This window comes from Streptomyces sp. NPDC059201, assembly GCF_042754585.1.
GTDB lineage: Bacteria > Actinomycetota > Actinomycetes > Streptomycetales > Streptomycetaceae > Streptomyces.
In genome coordinates this window covers 264,062-278,924 of record NZ_JBHZBB010000002.1, presented here as the reverse complement: position 1 = coordinate 278,924, position 14,863 = coordinate 264,062, and the positions used below count along the sequence as shown (strand labels likewise).

Genomic DNA, 14,863 nt, shown 5'->3' with positions numbered 1-14,863 from the left:
ATACGTGAGGGGCCCGCGCCGGGCGATTCCGGCGCGGGCCCCTCACGTGTGTCACACGCGGCTGCTGTGGCGGTCGAGGAGCGCCCGGAGCCGGTCGGCGTCGGCCGGTCCCGCGAGACCGTGCTTGGGCAGGTAGGCGAAGCCGGAGCCGGTGTTGCGGGGCGTGAGCAGCACGAAGAGCCGGTCGGTCTCCACGTACCGGGGCAGCAGCCCCCAGCGGATGGTCTGCTGGATGTCCCGGGCGGTCCACCGGCCGCCCTCGGCGTCCACGACGGCCCGGGCCTCGCCCTGGCCGCGGACGGCCCGGAAGACGGCCCAGGCGACCGCCCAGGCCGTCAGGTGGAGCACGGCGACGGCGGCGACGGCGAGCCCCGTCATCTCGGCCACGGTCCCCGCGTCCGGTTCCCCCGGGAGCAGCAGCTCCAGGACGGCGATCAGGAGGGCGAGGACGGCGGGGACGTACGCGACCCAGCGCAGCACCCGCCACCAGCGGGCGGCCCGCAGGCTGACGCGTACCGCCTCGCGCACGTCCGCGAAGACGGCGGGGTAGGCGAGCTCGATCCGGTCGTGGTCGGTGGAGTCGTCCGAAGTCCCGTTCACGCGCCGGATCCTAGCGGCACGGTCGCGGGGCCCTTCGTCAGCCCTTCTCGAGGACGGCGAGGTCGGCCGGGTCGACCCCGCCGAAGCGGCGGTCGCGCTGGGCGTACTCGACGCAGGCGCGCCACAGGTCACGGCGGTCGAAGTCGGGCCACAGCACGTCCTGGAAGACCATCTCGGCGTACGCGCTCTGCCAGATCAGGTAGTTGGAGGTGCGCTGCTCGCCGCTGGGGCGAAGGAAGAGGTCCACGTCCGGCATGTCCGGGTAGTAGAGGTACTTCTGGATCGTCTTCTCGGTGATCTTCGCCGGGTCGAGCCGGCCGGCCTTCACGTCCTCGGCGAGCGCCTGGGCCGCGTCGGTGAGTTCGGCGCGCCCGCCGTAGTTCATGCAGAAGTACAGCGTGAGCTTGGTGTTGTCCTTGGTCTGCTCCTGGGCGACCTGGAGCTCCTTGGCCACGGACTTCCACAGCTTGGGCATCCGGCCGACCCAGCGGACGCGCACGCCGAGGGAGTCGAGCTGGTCGCGGGACTTGCGGATGAAGTCGCGGTTGAAGTTCATCAGGAAGCGCACCTCCTCGGGGGAGCGCTTCCAGTTCTCGGTGGAGAAGGCGTAGAGCGAGATCGCGCCGACGCCCATCTCGATCGCGCCCTGGAGGACGTCGAGGACCTGCTCGGCGCCGACCTTGTGGCCCTCGGTGCGGGGCAGTCCGCGCTCCTTGGCCCAGCGGCCGTTGCCGTCCATGACGATCGCGACGTGCTCCGGGATCAGCTCGGTCTGGAGCTTCGGCGGGCGGGCGCCGGAGGGGTGCGGTTCGGGGGTGCTGTATTCCCGACGCTGGCGCCCGAGGAGTCGTGCGATGGCCATGGCGTGGTCTCTCCTAGCTTTTCTCTACGTACCGCAGGGAGCGCAGTCCGCGCTCCAGGTGCCAGTGCAGATAGGCGGACACGAGCCCGCTGCCCTCCCTGACGTGACGCGGCTCGCACGCGTCCGCCGTCGCCCAGTCGCCGGTGAGGAGCGCGCTGAGCAGGCCGAGGGCCTCCGCCGAGGGTACGACGCTTCCGGGGACCCGGCAGTCGCCGCATATGACACCGCCCGCGGCGACCGAGAAGAACCGGTTCGGGCCGTCGAGGCCGCATTTGGCACAGTCCGAGAAGGAGGGGGCGTAGCCGTTCACGGCGAGGGAGCGGAGCAGGAAGGCGTCGAGGATGAGATGGGGGGCGTGCTCGCCCCGGGCGAGGGTGCGCAGCCCGCCGACGAGCAGGAGGTACTGCTGCACGGCCGGTTCGCCCTCGTGGTCGGTGAAGCGCTCGGCCGTCTCCAGCATGGCGGTGCCGGCGGTGTAGCGGGCGTAGTCGGTGACGATGCCGCCGCCGTACGCGGCGATGGTCTCGCTCTGGGTGCAGAGCGGCAGCCCGCGTCCGATCAGCTCACTCCCCCGGGCGAAGAACTGCACGTCCACGTGCGAGAACGGTTCGAGGCGGGCGCCGAACTTCGACTTGGTCCGCCGCACCCCGCGCGCGACGGCCCGCACCCGCCCGTGCCCGCGCGTGAGGATCGTGATGATGCGATCCGCCTCGCCCAGCTTCTGGGTGCGCAGCACGACGCCGTCGTCACGGAACAGACTCATGCCCCCCATTCTCCCGTACGCCGGAGGGCGCCCGGCCGCCTCCCGCCCGGGGAGGGGCCGGGGAGGGTCAGGGGACCTCGCCCCTGCTGCGGGCGTTGGCGTGGGCGGTGGCGGCGCTGAGGCGCTCCGCGGAGGTGGCCTCGCGGAGCTCCTCGGGCGCCACGTCCCACTCGCGTCCGCCGCCGAGCGGCCGGAGCTGGACGTAGGGGCCTTCGTGGCCCATCACTCTGGCGACCCGCCCGGTGCGGATCTCCACGACGTACGCCCCGATCTGTAGTGCCATGCCGGCCCTCCTCCCCGGCGGTCCGGGTCCGGTGGTGCCGGACCGGGCCACCGTGCGGTGTCCCTTGCGAACGAGCGGCCGAGGGGACGGCGGAACGGCGGAGCCGGGCACCGGTCCCGGCCGGGGTGGGGATTCCCTCCGTGCCGTTCCCGCGCAATTCCGGCTCCGCGCGCCGCGCCGCTCCGACTTCCCCCGTGGTCGTTCTCTTCTGGTTCTTCCTTCACCAACGTATGCCTTTCTGAATCCATTTCCGGCTTCCCCACTCCCGGGTGACCGGTGATCCGTAGAATCGTGGGGCGCACCAAGGGAGTTCGGGCCGTTCCCGTGCACCACCCGGGCCGGGATGTTCGAGCGGATAATTCGATTCGCGGCCGCCGGGTCGGTCGCGGAATCGGCGAAGTCCCGTAAATCCGGGGGATTCTCGAACGGCCGTCCCGGGCCGTCGCGGAGGTATTCCCGGAGCACCCCCAGTTTTCGCTCCCGGCGTACGCCGGGGCGCATGAGGGGGGCGCGCGGGACGGGCCCGGCGGGCCGGTCCGGCGGGGCGGGCGTGGTGCGGGGCGGGCCGGTGCCCCTACGATCGGCGCGGGAGCGTCACCCTGTCGCCGGAGACGCCCCGGGACGCACCGACGGCGGCGGAGGAAAGCGGACGATGACGGCCACCCCCTCTCTGGTCCTGCGCGGTGGCGAATCGGTTCTCCGCTTCGCGGGCGGGCCGGTCACGCTGCACCGCCCGGACAAGGAGCACCACATACCCCTGGCGGCGATCTCGTTCGTCCACGCCGAGGGCCGGTCCCTCGCGATCGTCCTCACGGCCTCGGGCGCGAACGAGCCGACGATCTACCGGGTCACCGACGTCGACGAGACCGCCGCGCTCGTCTTCGCGGACGCCGTGACCGCCGCCCTGCCCGCGGTCCCGGCCCCCGACGGCCCCGACCTCGTGACGACCACCACGCCCCGCACCCCGGAGCCCCCCGGCCGCCGGAAGGGCCTCGCGGCCACCGTCGCCGCGTTCTTCGGGCACCGGGGCCGAGGGGACGGGGAACCGAGGGACTGACCGGGGCGGCGCCCCCGCTCGACGATCACGCCCATGCCGACCTCCCCCTCCGCACGAGCAGGTCACCTTTCTGTCGGGCGCGATCGCGCGGGTGCGCGCCGAGCTGCGGACGTACGGCGTCACGGCGACCGCCACCCGGGCCGAGACCCGGGGCGCGTACGTCTACCCGGACGGGACCGGCTCGACCGACGGACCCCACCCCCAGCCCATCCTTTGGGAAGTCATAAGCTGGCCTTATGGGGGCATAGACCAGGGTCGGGTACCACTTCGCGCGGGGCGTTAATTAGGGTGGCCTAAGTGTCGGCGGCTTCGCCGCACCCCGCTTGCGAAGGGAACCCAGTCATGCCCCGCCCCCTCCGGGTCGCGATCGTCGGCGCCGGCCCCGCCGGCATCTACGCCGCCGACGCGCTGCTGAAGTCCGACACCGCCACCGAGCCGGGCGTGTCCATCGACATCTTCGAGCGCATGCCGGCCCCCTTCGGCCTGATCCGCTACGGCGTCGCCCCCGACCACCCGCGGATCAAGGGCATCATCACCGCCCTCCACCAGGTCCTCGACAAGCCGCAGGTCCGCCTCTTCGGCAACGTGAACTACGGCACCGACCTGCACCTCGACGACCTGCGCTCCTTCTACGACGCCGTGGTCTTCTCGACCGGCGCCATGTTCGACCGCGAGCTGAAGATCCCCGGCGTCGACCTGGCCGGCTCCTTCGGCGCCGCCGACTTCGCCTCCTGGTACGACGGCCACCCCGACGTCCCGCGCACCTGGGACCTCTCCGCCGAGAAGGTCGCCGTCCTCGGCGTCGGCAACGTCGCCCTCGACGTCGCCCGCATCCTCGCCAAGACCGCCGAGGAGCTGCTGCCGACCGAGATCCCGGCCAACGTCCACGAGGGCCTCAAGGCCAACAAGGCCGTCGAGATCCACGTCTTCGGCCGCCGCGGCCCGGCCCAGGCCAAGTTCAGCCCCATGGAGCTGCGCGAGCTCGACCACTCGCCGAACATCGAGGTCATCGTCAACCCCGAGGACATCGACTACGACGAGGGCTCGATCGCCGAGCGGCGCAAGAACAAGCAGACCGACATGGTCGCCAAGACCCTGGAGAACTGGGCGATCCGCGACGTCGGCGACCGCCCGCACAAGCTCTTCCTGCACTTCTTCGAGTCGCCCGTCGAGATCCTCGGCGAGAACGGCGAGGTCGTCGGCCTGCGCACCGAGCGCACCGAGCTCGACGGCACCGGGAACGTGAAGGGCACCGGCGTCACCACCGACTGGGACGTCCAGTCCGTCTACCGCGCCGTCGGCTACCTCTCCGACGAGCTGCCCAAGCTGCCCTGGGACACCGTCAGCGGCACCGTCCCGGACCAGGGCGGCCGCGTGATGGAGGGCGAGGAGCACCTGGCCTCCACCTACGTCACCGGCTGGATCCGCCGCGGCCCGGTCGGCCTCATCGGCCACACCAAGGGCGACGCCAACGAGACCGTCGCGAACCTCCTGGCGGACTTCGCCGGGGGCCGGCTGCTCACCCCGGCCAGCCCGGAGCCGGACGCGGTCGTCGCCTTCCTGGAGGGCAAGGGCCTCACCTACACGACGTGGGAGGGCTGGTACGCCCTCGACGCCGCCGAGAAGGCGCTGGGCGAGCCGCAGGGCCGCGAGCGCGTGAAGATCGTCGAGCGCGAGGACATGCTTCGCGCGAGCGGCGCCATCGGCTGACGCGCCACCGCACCACGCGGGAAGGGGGCATCCACCGGGTGCCCCCTTCCCGCGTCCGGACCTAGGCTGGAGGGACCGGGGAGGCCGGAAGAGGTGAGGGCCGTGTCCGCACCCGTGGCCGACCGGGCCGTCCAAGCCCGGGAGGCGGTGGCCCGGGAGTCCTGGGCCGAGGCGTACGCGCTGCTGCACGCCTGCGACCTGCACCCCGAGCGCGCGCTGACCGCCGGGGACCTCGCCGCGCTCTCCGACGCCGCCTGGTGGGCCGGGCACCTCGACGAGTCCGTCACCGCCCGGCTGCGGGCGCACGCCGCCCACATGGCGGCCGGCGACCACCGGGGCGCCGGGATGGCCGCCTGGTGGCTCCACTACGAGTACGCGGGCCTGGGCAGGCCCGCCGTCGCCGCCGGCTGGCTGCACCGCGCCCGCCACCACCTGGAGGCGCTGCCGCCCTGCCCCGAGCAGTCCTTCCTCGCCTGGGCCGACGCCGAGGAGGCCACCGCCCGCGGCGACGGCGCCGCCGCCCTGGCCGCGACCGGCCGCATGACCCGCCTCGCCGAGGGCTCCGGCAGCCCCGACCTGCTGGCCCTCAGCCGCCAGGCGTCCGCCGCCGCCCTGTTCGCCCAGGGCCGCAGGGCCGAGGGCCTCGCCCTCCTCGACGAGGCGATGTGCGCGGCGGAGGCGGGCGAGCTGAGCAGCCTCTTCACCGGCTGGCTGTACTGCCTGGCCCTCACCCAGTGCATGGAGACCGCCGACTTCGGGCGGGCCGTCGAGTGGACCCGTACCGCGATGGAGTGGTGCGCCGCCGTCGGCTCGGGCGAGAACCCCTTCCGCGGGGTCTGCCGGGCCCACCGGGTCGAGGTCCTGGACCTCCTCGGGGAGTGGACCGCCGCCGAGGAGGAGGCCCGGCGGGCCTGCCGGGAGGTGCCGGTCGACTGCCTGGAGGCGGCCGCCGCCGCGTACTGCGCCGCCGGGGACGTCCAGCGCCGCCAGGGCCGCCTCGACGAGGCCGCCCGCTCCTACGCCCACGCCCACGAGCTGGGCCGGCTCCCCCAGCCGGGACTCGCGCTGCTGCGGCTCGCCCAGGGCCACGCGGACGCGGCGGCCGCTGGGCTGCGGCTCGCCCTGGCCTGCCAGGACGCCCGCCTCGACCCGCTGGCCCGGGCCCGGCTGCTCGCCGCCTCCGCCGAGGTCTCCCTCGCCGTCGGAGCCGTACGGGACGCGGCGGGCGCGGCGGCGGAGTTGGACGCGCTGGCCGGAGACGTGCCGCTGCTGCGCGCCCTCGCCGACACCGCGACCGGCGCGGTCGCCCTGGCCGCCGGACCCGGCAAGGCGCTGCCGGTCCTTCGGCGGGCGCTCGACGGATGGCTGCGGCTGCGGGTGCCGTACGAGGCGGCCCAGGCGCGGATGCTGCTCGCCGCGGCCGACCGGGCCGCCGGGGACGAGGAGGCCGCCCGGCTGGAGCTGGCCTTCGCCCGGGACGGCTTCGAGCGGCTCGGCGCCGCGCCGGACGCCCGCCGGGCCGCCGCGCTGCTGTCGGCCGCGTCCCGGCGCCGGCTGCCCGGCGGTCTGACCGCCCGCGAGGCCGAGGTGCTGCGGCTGGTCGCCGGGGGCGCCACGAACAAGGGCGTCGCCCGCGCCCTCGTCATCAGCGAGCACACGGTCGCCCGGCACCTCAACAACATCTTCGCCAAGCTGGGCGTCTCCACCCGCTCCGCCGCGACCGCCTACGCCTACGCGCACGGCCTGGTCTGAACGGCCCACCCGCCGTCCCTTCCCGGGATGGGCGGTCCGGGCGATGCGGCCGCCGCGCCCGCCCGCGTACACCGGGAGCATGACCACTTCGACGGAGACCCTGGACACGCTCCGCGGTGCCGTGCGCGGCACCGTCGTCACCCCCGGGGACCCCTCGTACGAGGAGTCCCGGCGGGTCTACAACGCCCTGCACGACCGCCGGCCCGCCGTCGTCGTCCGCGCCGCGGACACCGGCGACGTGATCGCGGCGGTCCGCCACGCCCGGGAGCACGCCCTCCCGCTCGCGGTGCGCGGCGGCGCCCACTCGGTGGCCGGCTTCGGCACGGTCGACGACGGCCTGGTGGTCGACCTCTCCCCGATGCGGGAGGTACGGGTCGACCCCGGGTCCCGGACGGCCCGGGCCGGCGGCGGCGCCACCTGGGGCGACTTCAATCACGCGGCCCACGCCTTCGGGCTCGCGACCACCGGCGGGGTGATCTCCTCGACCGGGATCGCCGGGCTGACCCTCGGCGGCGGCATGGGCCACCTCGCCCGCCGGTACGGCCTGAGCTGCGACAACCTGACCGGCGCGGAGGTCGTCACCGCCGACGGCACCCTCGTCTCCTGCGACGCCGAGCGCCGTCCCGACCTGTTCTGGGCGCTGCGCGGCGGCGGCGGGAACTTCGGCGTGGTGACCGAGTTCGTCTACCGGCTGCACCCACTGGCGGACGTCTTCGGCGGGCTGACCTGCTATCCGCTGGACGAGGCGGTGATCCGCGCCTGGTACGAGGCGGCCACCGCCGCCCCGGAGGAGCTGAACGTGATCCTGGTGCTGGCCCTCGGCCCGGAGGAACCGTTCCTGCCGGAGCGCTGGCACGGGCGCCCGGTCTGCGCCGCCTTCACCTGCTTCAGCGGCCCGCCCGACCGGGACGACAAGGTCCTGGCCCTCCTGGACGGACTGGGCCCGGTGGTCGGCCGCTTCATGGAGCGGATGCCGTACCCGGTGATCAACACGCTCTTCGACGCACAGCTGCCCGCCGGCCTGTACCACTACTGGAAGGGGAACTTCAGCCGCGGGCTGAGCGCCGGGGCGGCCGCGGCGCACGCCGAGTACGGGGCCACCCTGCCGACCATGGAGTCCGACACCGCGCTCTTCCCGATCGACGGGGCCTGCCACCGCACCGGCCCGGAGGAGACCGCCTTCGCCTACCGCGACGCGGACGTCTCGCACTCCTTCGGCGCCACCTGGACCGACCCGGCCGGCACCGCCGCCGGCATCGAGTGGACCCGCGCCTACGACCGGGCCCTGCGCCCGCACACCGAGGCGGGCGGGTACGTGAACTTCATGGACACCGACGACCAGGACCGGGTGCGGGTGAACTACCGGCAGAACTACGCCCGGCTGCGCGAGGTGAAGCGCCGCTACGACCCCGACAACGCGTTCCGGCTCAACCAGAACATCGCGCCGTGAGGACGCCCTAGGAGACCGTACGGGCGGAGGCGAGGAGCCGCAGGACGTCCTCGGGCGGGAGGCCGAGCGCCGTGCCCACGGTGCCCAGGACCTCCTGCTCGGCCGGGCTGTAGCCGCCGTCGGCCAGCGCGATCCGGGCGGCCTGGAGCAGCAGCGCCTCGCGTCCGGCGGGCTCCAGGTGCGGGGTGAGCGGGGCGACGGCCTCGTGGATCTCGATGGCGAGGAGGGCGCCCTCGGGGTTGATCTCGGGCATGAACCGCCCGGTGTCGGCCTCCAGCGCCTCGACCAGGTCGACGAGCTGGACGGCCGTGCAGTCGGCGTACCCGGCGGACCGGACGGCGTGCACAGCCCGGTCGAGGACCTCGCGGGAGCCGGTGCCGCCGGCCGCGAGGACGGCGAGGGCGACGGTGTGGACGGCGTCCCGCAGCATCCCGGAGAAGCGGCCGGTGGTCGGCCGCTCCAGCACCTCGGTGCCGAAGTGGGTGTGGCAGGCGGCGCACTCCACGACCGGGCCGGTACAGCCCCGGGGCAGGAGCGGGACGCCGAGGACGGCGAACCGGCGGCGGCCGGTGCGGCGCCGGTAGTTCCGGTCGCCGCCGCACTCCTCGCAGAAGAACTCGCCGTCGCCGATGGTGTTCCAGGAGGTGCGGATGCCGCAGACGGTCAGCTTCCCACCACGCGTTTTCCGGGCAGAACGCACGCGCACCTCCTCAACGGCCCGGCTGCACTGCCGGTGCGTTGGCGTGATGTTAGCCACATCCTTGATGTGACGTCAGCACCTCGTCCGTACTTCGCACCGGAGTTGGCCGAGACACGACACCGGGGTTTCAGGCCCGGCGGCGCCGCTTCGCGAAGGCCAGGAAGCCTCCGCCGAGCACCAGCGCGCCGACCGCCGCCCCGATGACCCCGGGCCCGATGGCCGAACCCGTCGACGCGAGATCACCCTCCGGGGTGGTCGCGGAGGGGGCGGGCGTCGGCCCGGTCTCGTCCGGGGTCCCGGCGGGAGCGGTGCTCGCGGAGGGGGTGCCGGAGGGCGCTTCCGAGGGCGACTCCGAGACGGTCCCGGAGGGCGCCGGCGAGGTGGTCTCGGGGGTGCCGGGGGCGGAGGTGGTGGGCGCCGGGGCCGAGGTGGTGGCGGCGGGCGGCTCGGTGGTGGCCGGCGGTGTGGGGACCGGGGTGTCGGTCGGCTTCGGGGTCTCCGGGGTGACGACCGGGCCGGGCGTGGTCTCCCCGGGGAGGCAGCCGGCGAAGGTCATCTGGTGCGTCTCGGCGCCGGGGACGGTGACGAGGTCCTTGGCGATGACCGCGCCGTTGACGTGGCCGGGGCCGACGCCGGGGCCGCCTATGTGGACGGTGGCGTTCGGCGCCAGGATCGTGCCGGGCCAGGAGGTGTAGTTCTTCTTCACCGTGGTGGCCTGCGGGAAGTTCCACAGCAGCTTGGAGCGGATGGTCCGGTAGGCCGGGTCCGGCACGTTGTAGTCGTCGACGACGGCCGGGCCGCCGGAGAGGTTCTTGTAGTAGACGCCGTAGGTGGCGTTCGCGCTCATGTCGTACGTGGCGCCGAGCACGTTCACCAGGGTCGAGGCGCCGACCGGGACGTCCAGGGTGATCGAGCGGGCCTTCTGGAGGTCGGCGGCGTCCACCGCGAAGACGTTGAGCCCGCTGTCCGTGCCGGTGAGGAAGAGGCCGTCGCCGGAGGCGGAGACCGTGCCGTTGGGCTTCTCGGCCGCCCAGCCGGCGGAGCGGGCGCGCAGGCCCGCGAACTCCTTGCCGAAGTCGACCGGGGAGGCGCCCTCGGTGATCGGGCCGTCGACGCCGAAGTTCTTCCCGCCGGAGGCGTTCACGACCTTGCCGGCGATGCCGGTGCCCTTGGTGATGACGACCTGGTTGGCGGAGAGGGTGCCGCCGACGACGAGGCTGTGGCCGCCGGGGAGCTTCGCGAGGTCGCCGGGGGTCAGCTGGTAGCCGACCGAGAAGCCGGAGGGCTGCGCCGGGTCGCCGAACGTCGCGTCGCCGCCGACCGCCACCGCGCCCTCGGAGTCCGAGTGGCGTACCGAGTCCCGCTCGACGAACTCCGCGTACAGCCCGGCCGTGCCGAGCGGATGCGGCGCGCACTCGGTGGTGGCGGCGGAAGCGGCGGGTGCCCAGGCGAGGGCGGCTCCGGTCACCGCGAGGACGGTGGCCACGGCAGCGGACGTGCGCATGCGGAACTCCAGGTCAGGGAGTACGGGGAGGGGAGGCGTGGGGGGCCCGGGGGGGATGGTCTGTACCATCCGTCAGACCTTGATGTGCCGTCAACTCCCCCCATATGACGCCGATTCCGTCATGTCGCCATGATCTTCCTTAAGCGAGCCTGAAACCGTGACGCACCTCACACGCGACGGCGCCCCGCCCCCTCACGGAGGGGGCGGGGCGCCGTACGGAGCGTGAGGTCAGCGCGCGGAGCGGTTGACCGCCGAGATGACCGCCTTCAGGGAGGCGCGGGTGGTGTTGGCGTCGATGCCGATGCCCCACAGCACCCGTCCGTCGATGGCGCACTCGATGTACGAGGCGGCCTGCGCGGAGGCGCCCTCGCTCATCGTGTGCTCCTGGTAGTCCAGCAGGCGGGCGTCCACGCCGACCGACTGGAGGGCGGCGAAGAAGGCGGAGATCGGGCCGTTGCCGGAACCGGTCAGGACGGTCTCGACGCCGTCGACGACCGCCTCGACCTTCAGCGTGTCGGTGCCGTCGGTGTCCGAGGTGGACTGGCCGGAGCGCAGCTGGATGCGGCCCCAGGCGTTCTCCGGGTTGGGCAGGTACTCGTCCTGGAAGACGGACCAGATCGCGGCCGGGGTGACCTCGCCGCCCTCGGCGTCGGTCTTGGCCTGGATGATCCGGGAGAACTCGATCTGCATCCGGCGGGGCAGGTCCAGCTTGTGGTCGTTCTTCAGGACGTACGCGATGCCGCCCTTGCCGGACTGCGAGTTGACCCGGATGACGGCCTCGTAGGAGCGGCCGACGTCCTTGGGGTCGATGGGCAGGTACGGGACGGCCCACTCGATGTCGTCGACGGTCTTGCCCTGGGCGGCCGCGTCGGCCTCCATCGCGTCGAAGCCCTTCTTGATGGCGTCCTGGTGGGAGCCGGAGAAGGCGGTGTAGACCAGGTCGCCCGCGTAGGGGTGGCGCGGGTGGACCTCCATCTGGTTGCAGTACTCGCTGGTGCGGCGGATCTCGTCGATCTGCGAGAAGTCGATCTGCGGGTCGACGCCCTGGCTGAAGAGGTTCATGCCCAGGGTGACCAGGTCGACGTTGCCGGTGCGCTCGCCCTGCCCGAACAGGCAGCCCTCGATGCGGTCGGCGCCGGCCATGATGGCCAGTTCGGCGGCGGCGACGGCGGTGCCGCGGTCGTTGTGCGGGTGGACCGACAGGCAGACGTGCTCGCGGCGGGTCAGGTTCCGGGACATCCACTCGAAGCGGTCCGCGTGGGTGGAGGGGGTCGAACGCTCCACGGTGGCGGGCAGGTTGAGGATGATCTCGCGGCCGGGGCCGGGCTGCCAGACGTCGCAGACGGCCTCGCAGACCTCCAGGGCGAAGTCCAGCTCGGTGTCGGTGAAGATCTCGGGGCTGTACTGGTAGCCGAAGGTGGTCTCCGGGCCCAGCAGCTTCTCGGCGTACTCCATCACCAGGCGGGTGCCGTCGACGGCGATCTGCTTGATGTCGTCCTTGGAGCCGCGGAAGACGACCCGGCGGAAGGTCGGCGCGGTGGCGTTGTACAGGTGGACGGTGGCGCGGTGGGCGCCGACCAGGGACTCCACGGTCCGCTCGATCAGGTCCTCGCGGGCCTGGGTCAGGACGGAGATGGTGACGTCGTCCGGGATCGCGCCCTCTTCGATGATGGAGCGGACGAAGGCGAAGTCGGTCTCGCCGGAGGACGGGAAGCCGACCTCGATCTCCTTGTAGCCCAGGCGTACCAGCAGGTCGAACATCTCGCGCTTGCGGGCCGGGGACATCGGGTCGATCAGGGCCTGGTTGCCGTCGCGCAGGTCGGTGGAGAGCCAGCGGGGCGCCTTGGTGATGCGCTGCTCGGGCCAGGTGCGGTCCGGGATCTCGACGGCCTCGTAGCGGCCGTACTTGTGGATCGGCATGCCGGACGGCTTCTGCTCGTGCGTCGCGTTGGTGATCGGCGTCGGACGGCTGACGAACGGAGACTGGGACATTGCGTAGGGCTCCTCGGGGTCCTTCACGGGGGACGGCCGACTGTCGAACGCAACACCGAAACCCGCGGGGAGGGGGTCGGCCTACGACTACAGGCCCTCGCCGCGGCAGCTAAGGAGAAGCAGCCCGAAACGCATGATGTGCGTCACCATAGCCCAGGGCCGGGAAAGGCGGACGTCCGTTTCAGTATGCGGGACGGCCCTGCCGTCAAGGCCGAAAGGTGACTCATCACTCCATTTCGCCAATCCTCGTCGCAACTCGTGACACGACCGTCACGGAGTGCCAGATTCGAGGCATGACCTCCCCCTTCTGCGCGATCGTGCCGCCCCACCTCCTGGAGCACCTCGCGGCCTCGGAGAACCCCGCCGTCGCCGCCGCCGCCCGCCGCACCCTCATCGCCGACGCCTCGGCCCGCACCGCCCGCGTCCTCCCCCGCCCGGCCGCCGCCCCCGCCGGTACCCCGGCCGAGCCCGCGGCCCCGCGCCGCACCGTGTACGACGCCCAGCGGCGTACCGAACTGCCCGGTGTGAAGGTCCGCGACGAGGGCGAGGAGGCGACCGCCGACGCCACCGTCAACCGGGCCTACGCGGGCCTCGGCGCCACCTTCGCGCTCTTCCGGGACGCCTTCGGGCGCGACTCGATGGACGGCGCCGGGCTGCCGCTGCTCGCGACCGTCCACTACGACGAGAAGTACGGCAACGCCTTCTGGAACGGCGAGCAGATGGTGTTCGGCGACGGCGACGACGAGATCTTCCTCGACTTCACCCTGCCGGTGGACGTCATCGCGCACGAACTGGCGCACGGCTTCACCCAGTACACGGCGAACCTGGAGTACTTCAGCCAGTCCGGCGCGCTCAACGAGTCCGTCTCCGACGTCTTCGGCGCCCTGGTGAAGCAGCACGCGCTCGGCCAGAGCGTCGAACAGGCCGACTGGCTGATCGGCGAGGGCCTCTTCCACCCGGACGTGGAGGGGACCGCGCTGCGCTCGATGAAGGCGCCGGGGACCGCGTACGACGACGACGTGCTCGGCAAGGACCCGCAGCCGGCCCACATGGACGACTACGTGCGCACCGGCCGGGACAACGGCGGGGTGCACATCAACTCCGGCATCCCGAACCACGCCTTCTACCTGGTGGCGACCGAGCTGGGCGGCAACAGCTGGGAGCGGGCCGGGCGGATCTGGTACGACGTCATGACGGGCGGGACGCTCGCCCCCGAGACCCGCTTCACCGAGTTCGCGGCGGCGACGGTGGCGGCGGCGAGGGCGCGGTACGGCGACGCGGCCGAGATCCAGGCCGTCATGAAGGCGTGGGCGGCCGTGGGCGTACCGACCGACTGAGCGGGCTGGTAGACAGGGCCCATGCGGATTCGAGTGCGGCGCACCGGTGGTTTCGCGGGCATCGAGCGGTCGGCGGAGGTGGAGGTCTCGGGCCCCGAGTGGCAGTCCCTGGCCTCCGCCGTCCTGGCGGCGGCTCCGGAGGGCACCCGGGGCGTCCCGGACGGCTTCGCCTACGAGATCACGATCGACGGCCGGACGGTCCGCTGCGCCGACCCCCACCTGACGGAGGCGCAGCGGACCCTCGTGACGCGGGTCCTCAAGGAGGGCGCCTAGGCGTTTCGCCTAGGACCGGAACAGACGGCGCCAGAGGCCGCGGGGCTTGCTCTCCTCGGGCTCCCGGGGCTCCCGGACCTCCAGGGACCAGTCGCCCGCGCCCTGACGGACGGCGACGAGCAGCGGGCCCTCGGGCAGCTTCCTGCTGTCCTTCAGGCCGCCCCTTTGATGATCAGCGTCACGGCGTCATGCCGGCACGCCGTCTCCGGGCGGGTCGAGGGCCGGGTGCGCCGGGGCGGGGACGCCCAGGTCGGTGAAGGGCGTGACGAGGAGGGCGTACTGCTCCGGGGTGAGCCTCGCGCGCTTGAGGACCGCGCGGGAGGCGATGCCGACGGCCGCGATCGCGTCGGAGTGCAGTCCGGTGAGGTGCCCGTCGAGCTCGTCGGCGCGGGGCAGGAGGGCGGCGCGGACGCGGTGGTTCAGCACGGAGTTCTGGGCCGCCGACGGCGACGCCGCGTGGCTGGCCTCCCGGCCGCCCGTGCTCCGGCCGTCGACCATCCGGTCGAAGGCCGTCGCGAGGGCGGCGGGCGGCAGGGCGGTCGCCCCGTCGACGAAACGGGCCGTCGCCTCGTCGAGCACG

The 14,863-nt window shown here is 73.2% G+C and carries 14 protein-coding genes; 6 read left to right on the top strand and 8 right to left on the bottom strand.

The features are described 5' to 3' along the window. Positions 1-51 precede the first annotated feature (51 nt). The 4 genes from ACFXMG_RS07075 to ACFXMG_RS07060 form a co-directional block, all read right to left on the bottom strand. Complete coding sequence (locus ACFXMG_RS07075; RefSeq protein ID WP_383830553.1) at positions 52-600, bottom strand: YcxB family protein; 549 nt, start codon at positions 598-600, stop codon at positions 52-54. A gap of 37 nt (positions 601-637) precedes the next feature. Beyond that, on the bottom strand, positions 638-1,462 hold the full coding sequence (locus tag ACFXMG_RS07070; protein WP_383830550.1) for an isoprenyl transferase: 825 nt from the start codon (positions 1,460-1,462) through the stop codon (positions 638-640). 13 nt (positions 1,463-1,475) lie between these two features. Next, a complete protein-coding gene (recO, locus tag ACFXMG_RS07065; RefSeq protein WP_383830547.1) occupies positions 1,476-2,225 on the bottom strand; it encodes a DNA repair protein RecO in 750 nt (249 codons plus the stop codon). Between the two features lie 67 nt (positions 2,226-2,292). Further along, the gene (locus ACFXMG_RS07060) at positions 2,293-2,508 is read right to left on the bottom strand and encodes a hypothetical protein (RefSeq protein ID WP_383830544.1); all 216 of its coding nucleotides are present in this window, start codon (positions 2,506-2,508) and stop codon (positions 2,293-2,295) included. Positions 2,509-3,160: 652 nt separating this feature from the next. On the opposite strand from ACFXMG_RS07060, the gene ACFXMG_RS07055 reads away from it, so the two are divergent. The 4 genes from ACFXMG_RS07055 (at position 3,161) to ACFXMG_RS07040 (ending at position 8,477) form a co-directional block, all read left to right on the top strand. Next, complete coding sequence (locus ACFXMG_RS07055; protein ID WP_383830541.1) at positions 3,161-3,565, top strand: hypothetical protein; 405 nt, start codon at positions 3,161-3,163, stop codon at positions 3,563-3,565. A gap of 342 nt (positions 3,566-3,907) precedes the next feature. After that, positions 3,908-5,275 (top strand): FAD-dependent oxidoreductase, encoded by a 1,368-nt coding sequence (locus ACFXMG_RS07050; RefSeq protein ID WP_383830538.1) that lies wholly within the window; start codon positions 3,908-3,910, stop codon positions 5,273-5,275. A gap of 102 nt (positions 5,276-5,377) precedes the next feature. Continuing rightward, positions 5,378-7,027 carry a LuxR C-terminal-related transcriptional regulator gene (locus tag ACFXMG_RS07045; protein WP_383830535.1) on the top strand — a complete coding sequence of 550 codons (1,650 nt, stop codon included), beginning with the start codon at positions 5,378-5,380 and terminating at the stop codon, positions 7,025-7,027. A 79-nt stretch (positions 7,028-7,106) separates the two neighbouring features. Next, the gene (locus ACFXMG_RS07040; RefSeq protein ID WP_383830532.1) at positions 7,107-8,477 is read left to right on the top strand and encodes an FAD-binding oxidoreductase; all 1,371 of its coding nucleotides are present in this window, start codon (positions 7,107-7,109) and stop codon (positions 8,475-8,477) included. A 7-nt stretch (positions 8,478-8,484) separates the two neighbouring features. Here ACFXMG_RS07040 and ACFXMG_RS07035 read toward each other — a convergent pair whose 3' ends face one another. The 3 genes from ACFXMG_RS07035 to leuA form a co-directional block, all read right to left on the bottom strand. Continuing rightward, positions 8,485-9,177 (bottom strand): TerB family tellurite resistance protein, encoded by a 693-nt coding sequence (locus tag ACFXMG_RS07035; protein WP_383830529.1) that lies wholly within the window; start codon positions 9,175-9,177, stop codon positions 8,485-8,487. 127 nt (positions 9,178-9,304) lie between these two features. Beyond that, positions 9,305-10,681, bottom strand: a complete 1,377-nt coding sequence (locus ACFXMG_RS07030; protein WP_383830526.1) for a choice-of-anchor A family protein — start codon at positions 10,679-10,681, stop codon at positions 9,305-9,307. Positions 10,682-10,909: 228 nt separating this feature from the next. Continuing rightward, complete coding sequence (leuA, locus tag ACFXMG_RS07025; protein WP_383821841.1) at positions 10,910-12,673, bottom strand: 2-isopropylmalate synthase; 1,764 nt, start codon at positions 12,671-12,673, stop codon at positions 10,910-10,912. Between the two features lie 293 nt (positions 12,674-12,966). Here leuA and ACFXMG_RS07020 point away from each other — a divergent pair, with 293 nt between their 5' ends. Both ACFXMG_RS07020 and ACFXMG_RS07015 read left to right on the top strand, forming a co-directional pair. Continuing rightward, positions 12,967-14,010 carry a M4 family metallopeptidase gene (locus tag ACFXMG_RS07020; RefSeq protein ID WP_383821838.1) on the top strand — a complete coding sequence of 348 codons (1,044 nt, stop codon included), beginning with the start codon at positions 12,967-12,969 and terminating at the stop codon, positions 14,008-14,010. A 21-nt stretch (positions 14,011-14,031) separates the two neighbouring features. After that, a complete protein-coding gene (locus tag ACFXMG_RS07015) occupies positions 14,032-14,283 on the top strand; it encodes a protealysin inhibitor emfourin (RefSeq protein ID WP_383821835.1) in 252 nt (83 codons plus the stop codon). A 186-nt stretch (positions 14,284-14,469) separates the two neighbouring features. On the opposite strand, the gene ACFXMG_RS07010 is transcribed toward ACFXMG_RS07015, so the two are convergent. Further along, positions 14,470-14,862 (bottom strand): hypothetical protein, encoded by a 393-nt coding sequence (locus ACFXMG_RS07010; protein ID WP_383821832.1) that lies wholly within the window; start codon positions 14,860-14,862, stop codon positions 14,470-14,472. Position 14,863 lies beyond the last annotated feature (1 nt).

Excerpts from the sequence above, each read along its gene's own strand:
- ACFXMG_RS07070 (WP_383830550.1), bottom strand. The coding sequence starts at position 1,462 with ATGGCCATCGCACGACTCCTCGGGCGCCAGCGTCGGGAATACAGCACC.
- recO (WP_383830547.1), bottom strand. The coding sequence starts at position 2,225 with ATGAGTCTGTTCCGTGACGACGGCGTCGTGCTGCGCACCCAGAAGCTG.
- ACFXMG_RS07060 (WP_383830544.1), bottom strand. The coding sequence starts at position 2,508 with ATGGCACTACAGATCGGGGCGTACGTCGTGGAGATCCGCACCGGGCGG.
- ACFXMG_RS07055 (WP_383830541.1), top strand. The coding sequence starts at position 3,161 with ATGACGGCCACCCCCTCTCTGGTCCTGCGCGGTGGCGAATCGGTTCTC.
- ACFXMG_RS07050 (WP_383830538.1), top strand. The coding sequence starts at position 3,908 with ATGCCCCGCCCCCTCCGGGTCGCGATCGTCGGCGCCGGCCCCGCCGGC.
- ACFXMG_RS07040 (WP_383830532.1), top strand. The coding sequence starts at position 7,107 with ATGACCACTTCGACGGAGACCCTGGACACGCTCCGCGGTGCCGTGCGC.
- ACFXMG_RS07030 (WP_383830526.1), bottom strand. The coding sequence starts at position 10,681 with ATGCGCACGTCCGCTGCCGTGGCCACCGTCCTCGCGGTGACCGGAGCC.
- leuA (WP_383821841.1), bottom strand. The coding sequence starts at position 12,673 with ATGTCCCAGTCTCCGTTCGTCAGCCGTCCGACGCCGATCACCAACGCG.
- ACFXMG_RS07020 (WP_383821838.1), top strand. The coding sequence starts at position 12,967 with ATGACCTCCCCCTTCTGCGCGATCGTGCCGCCCCACCTCCTGGAGCAC.
- ACFXMG_RS07015 (WP_383821835.1), top strand. The coding sequence starts at position 14,032 with ATGCGGATTCGAGTGCGGCGCACCGGTGGTTTCGCGGGCATCGAGCGG.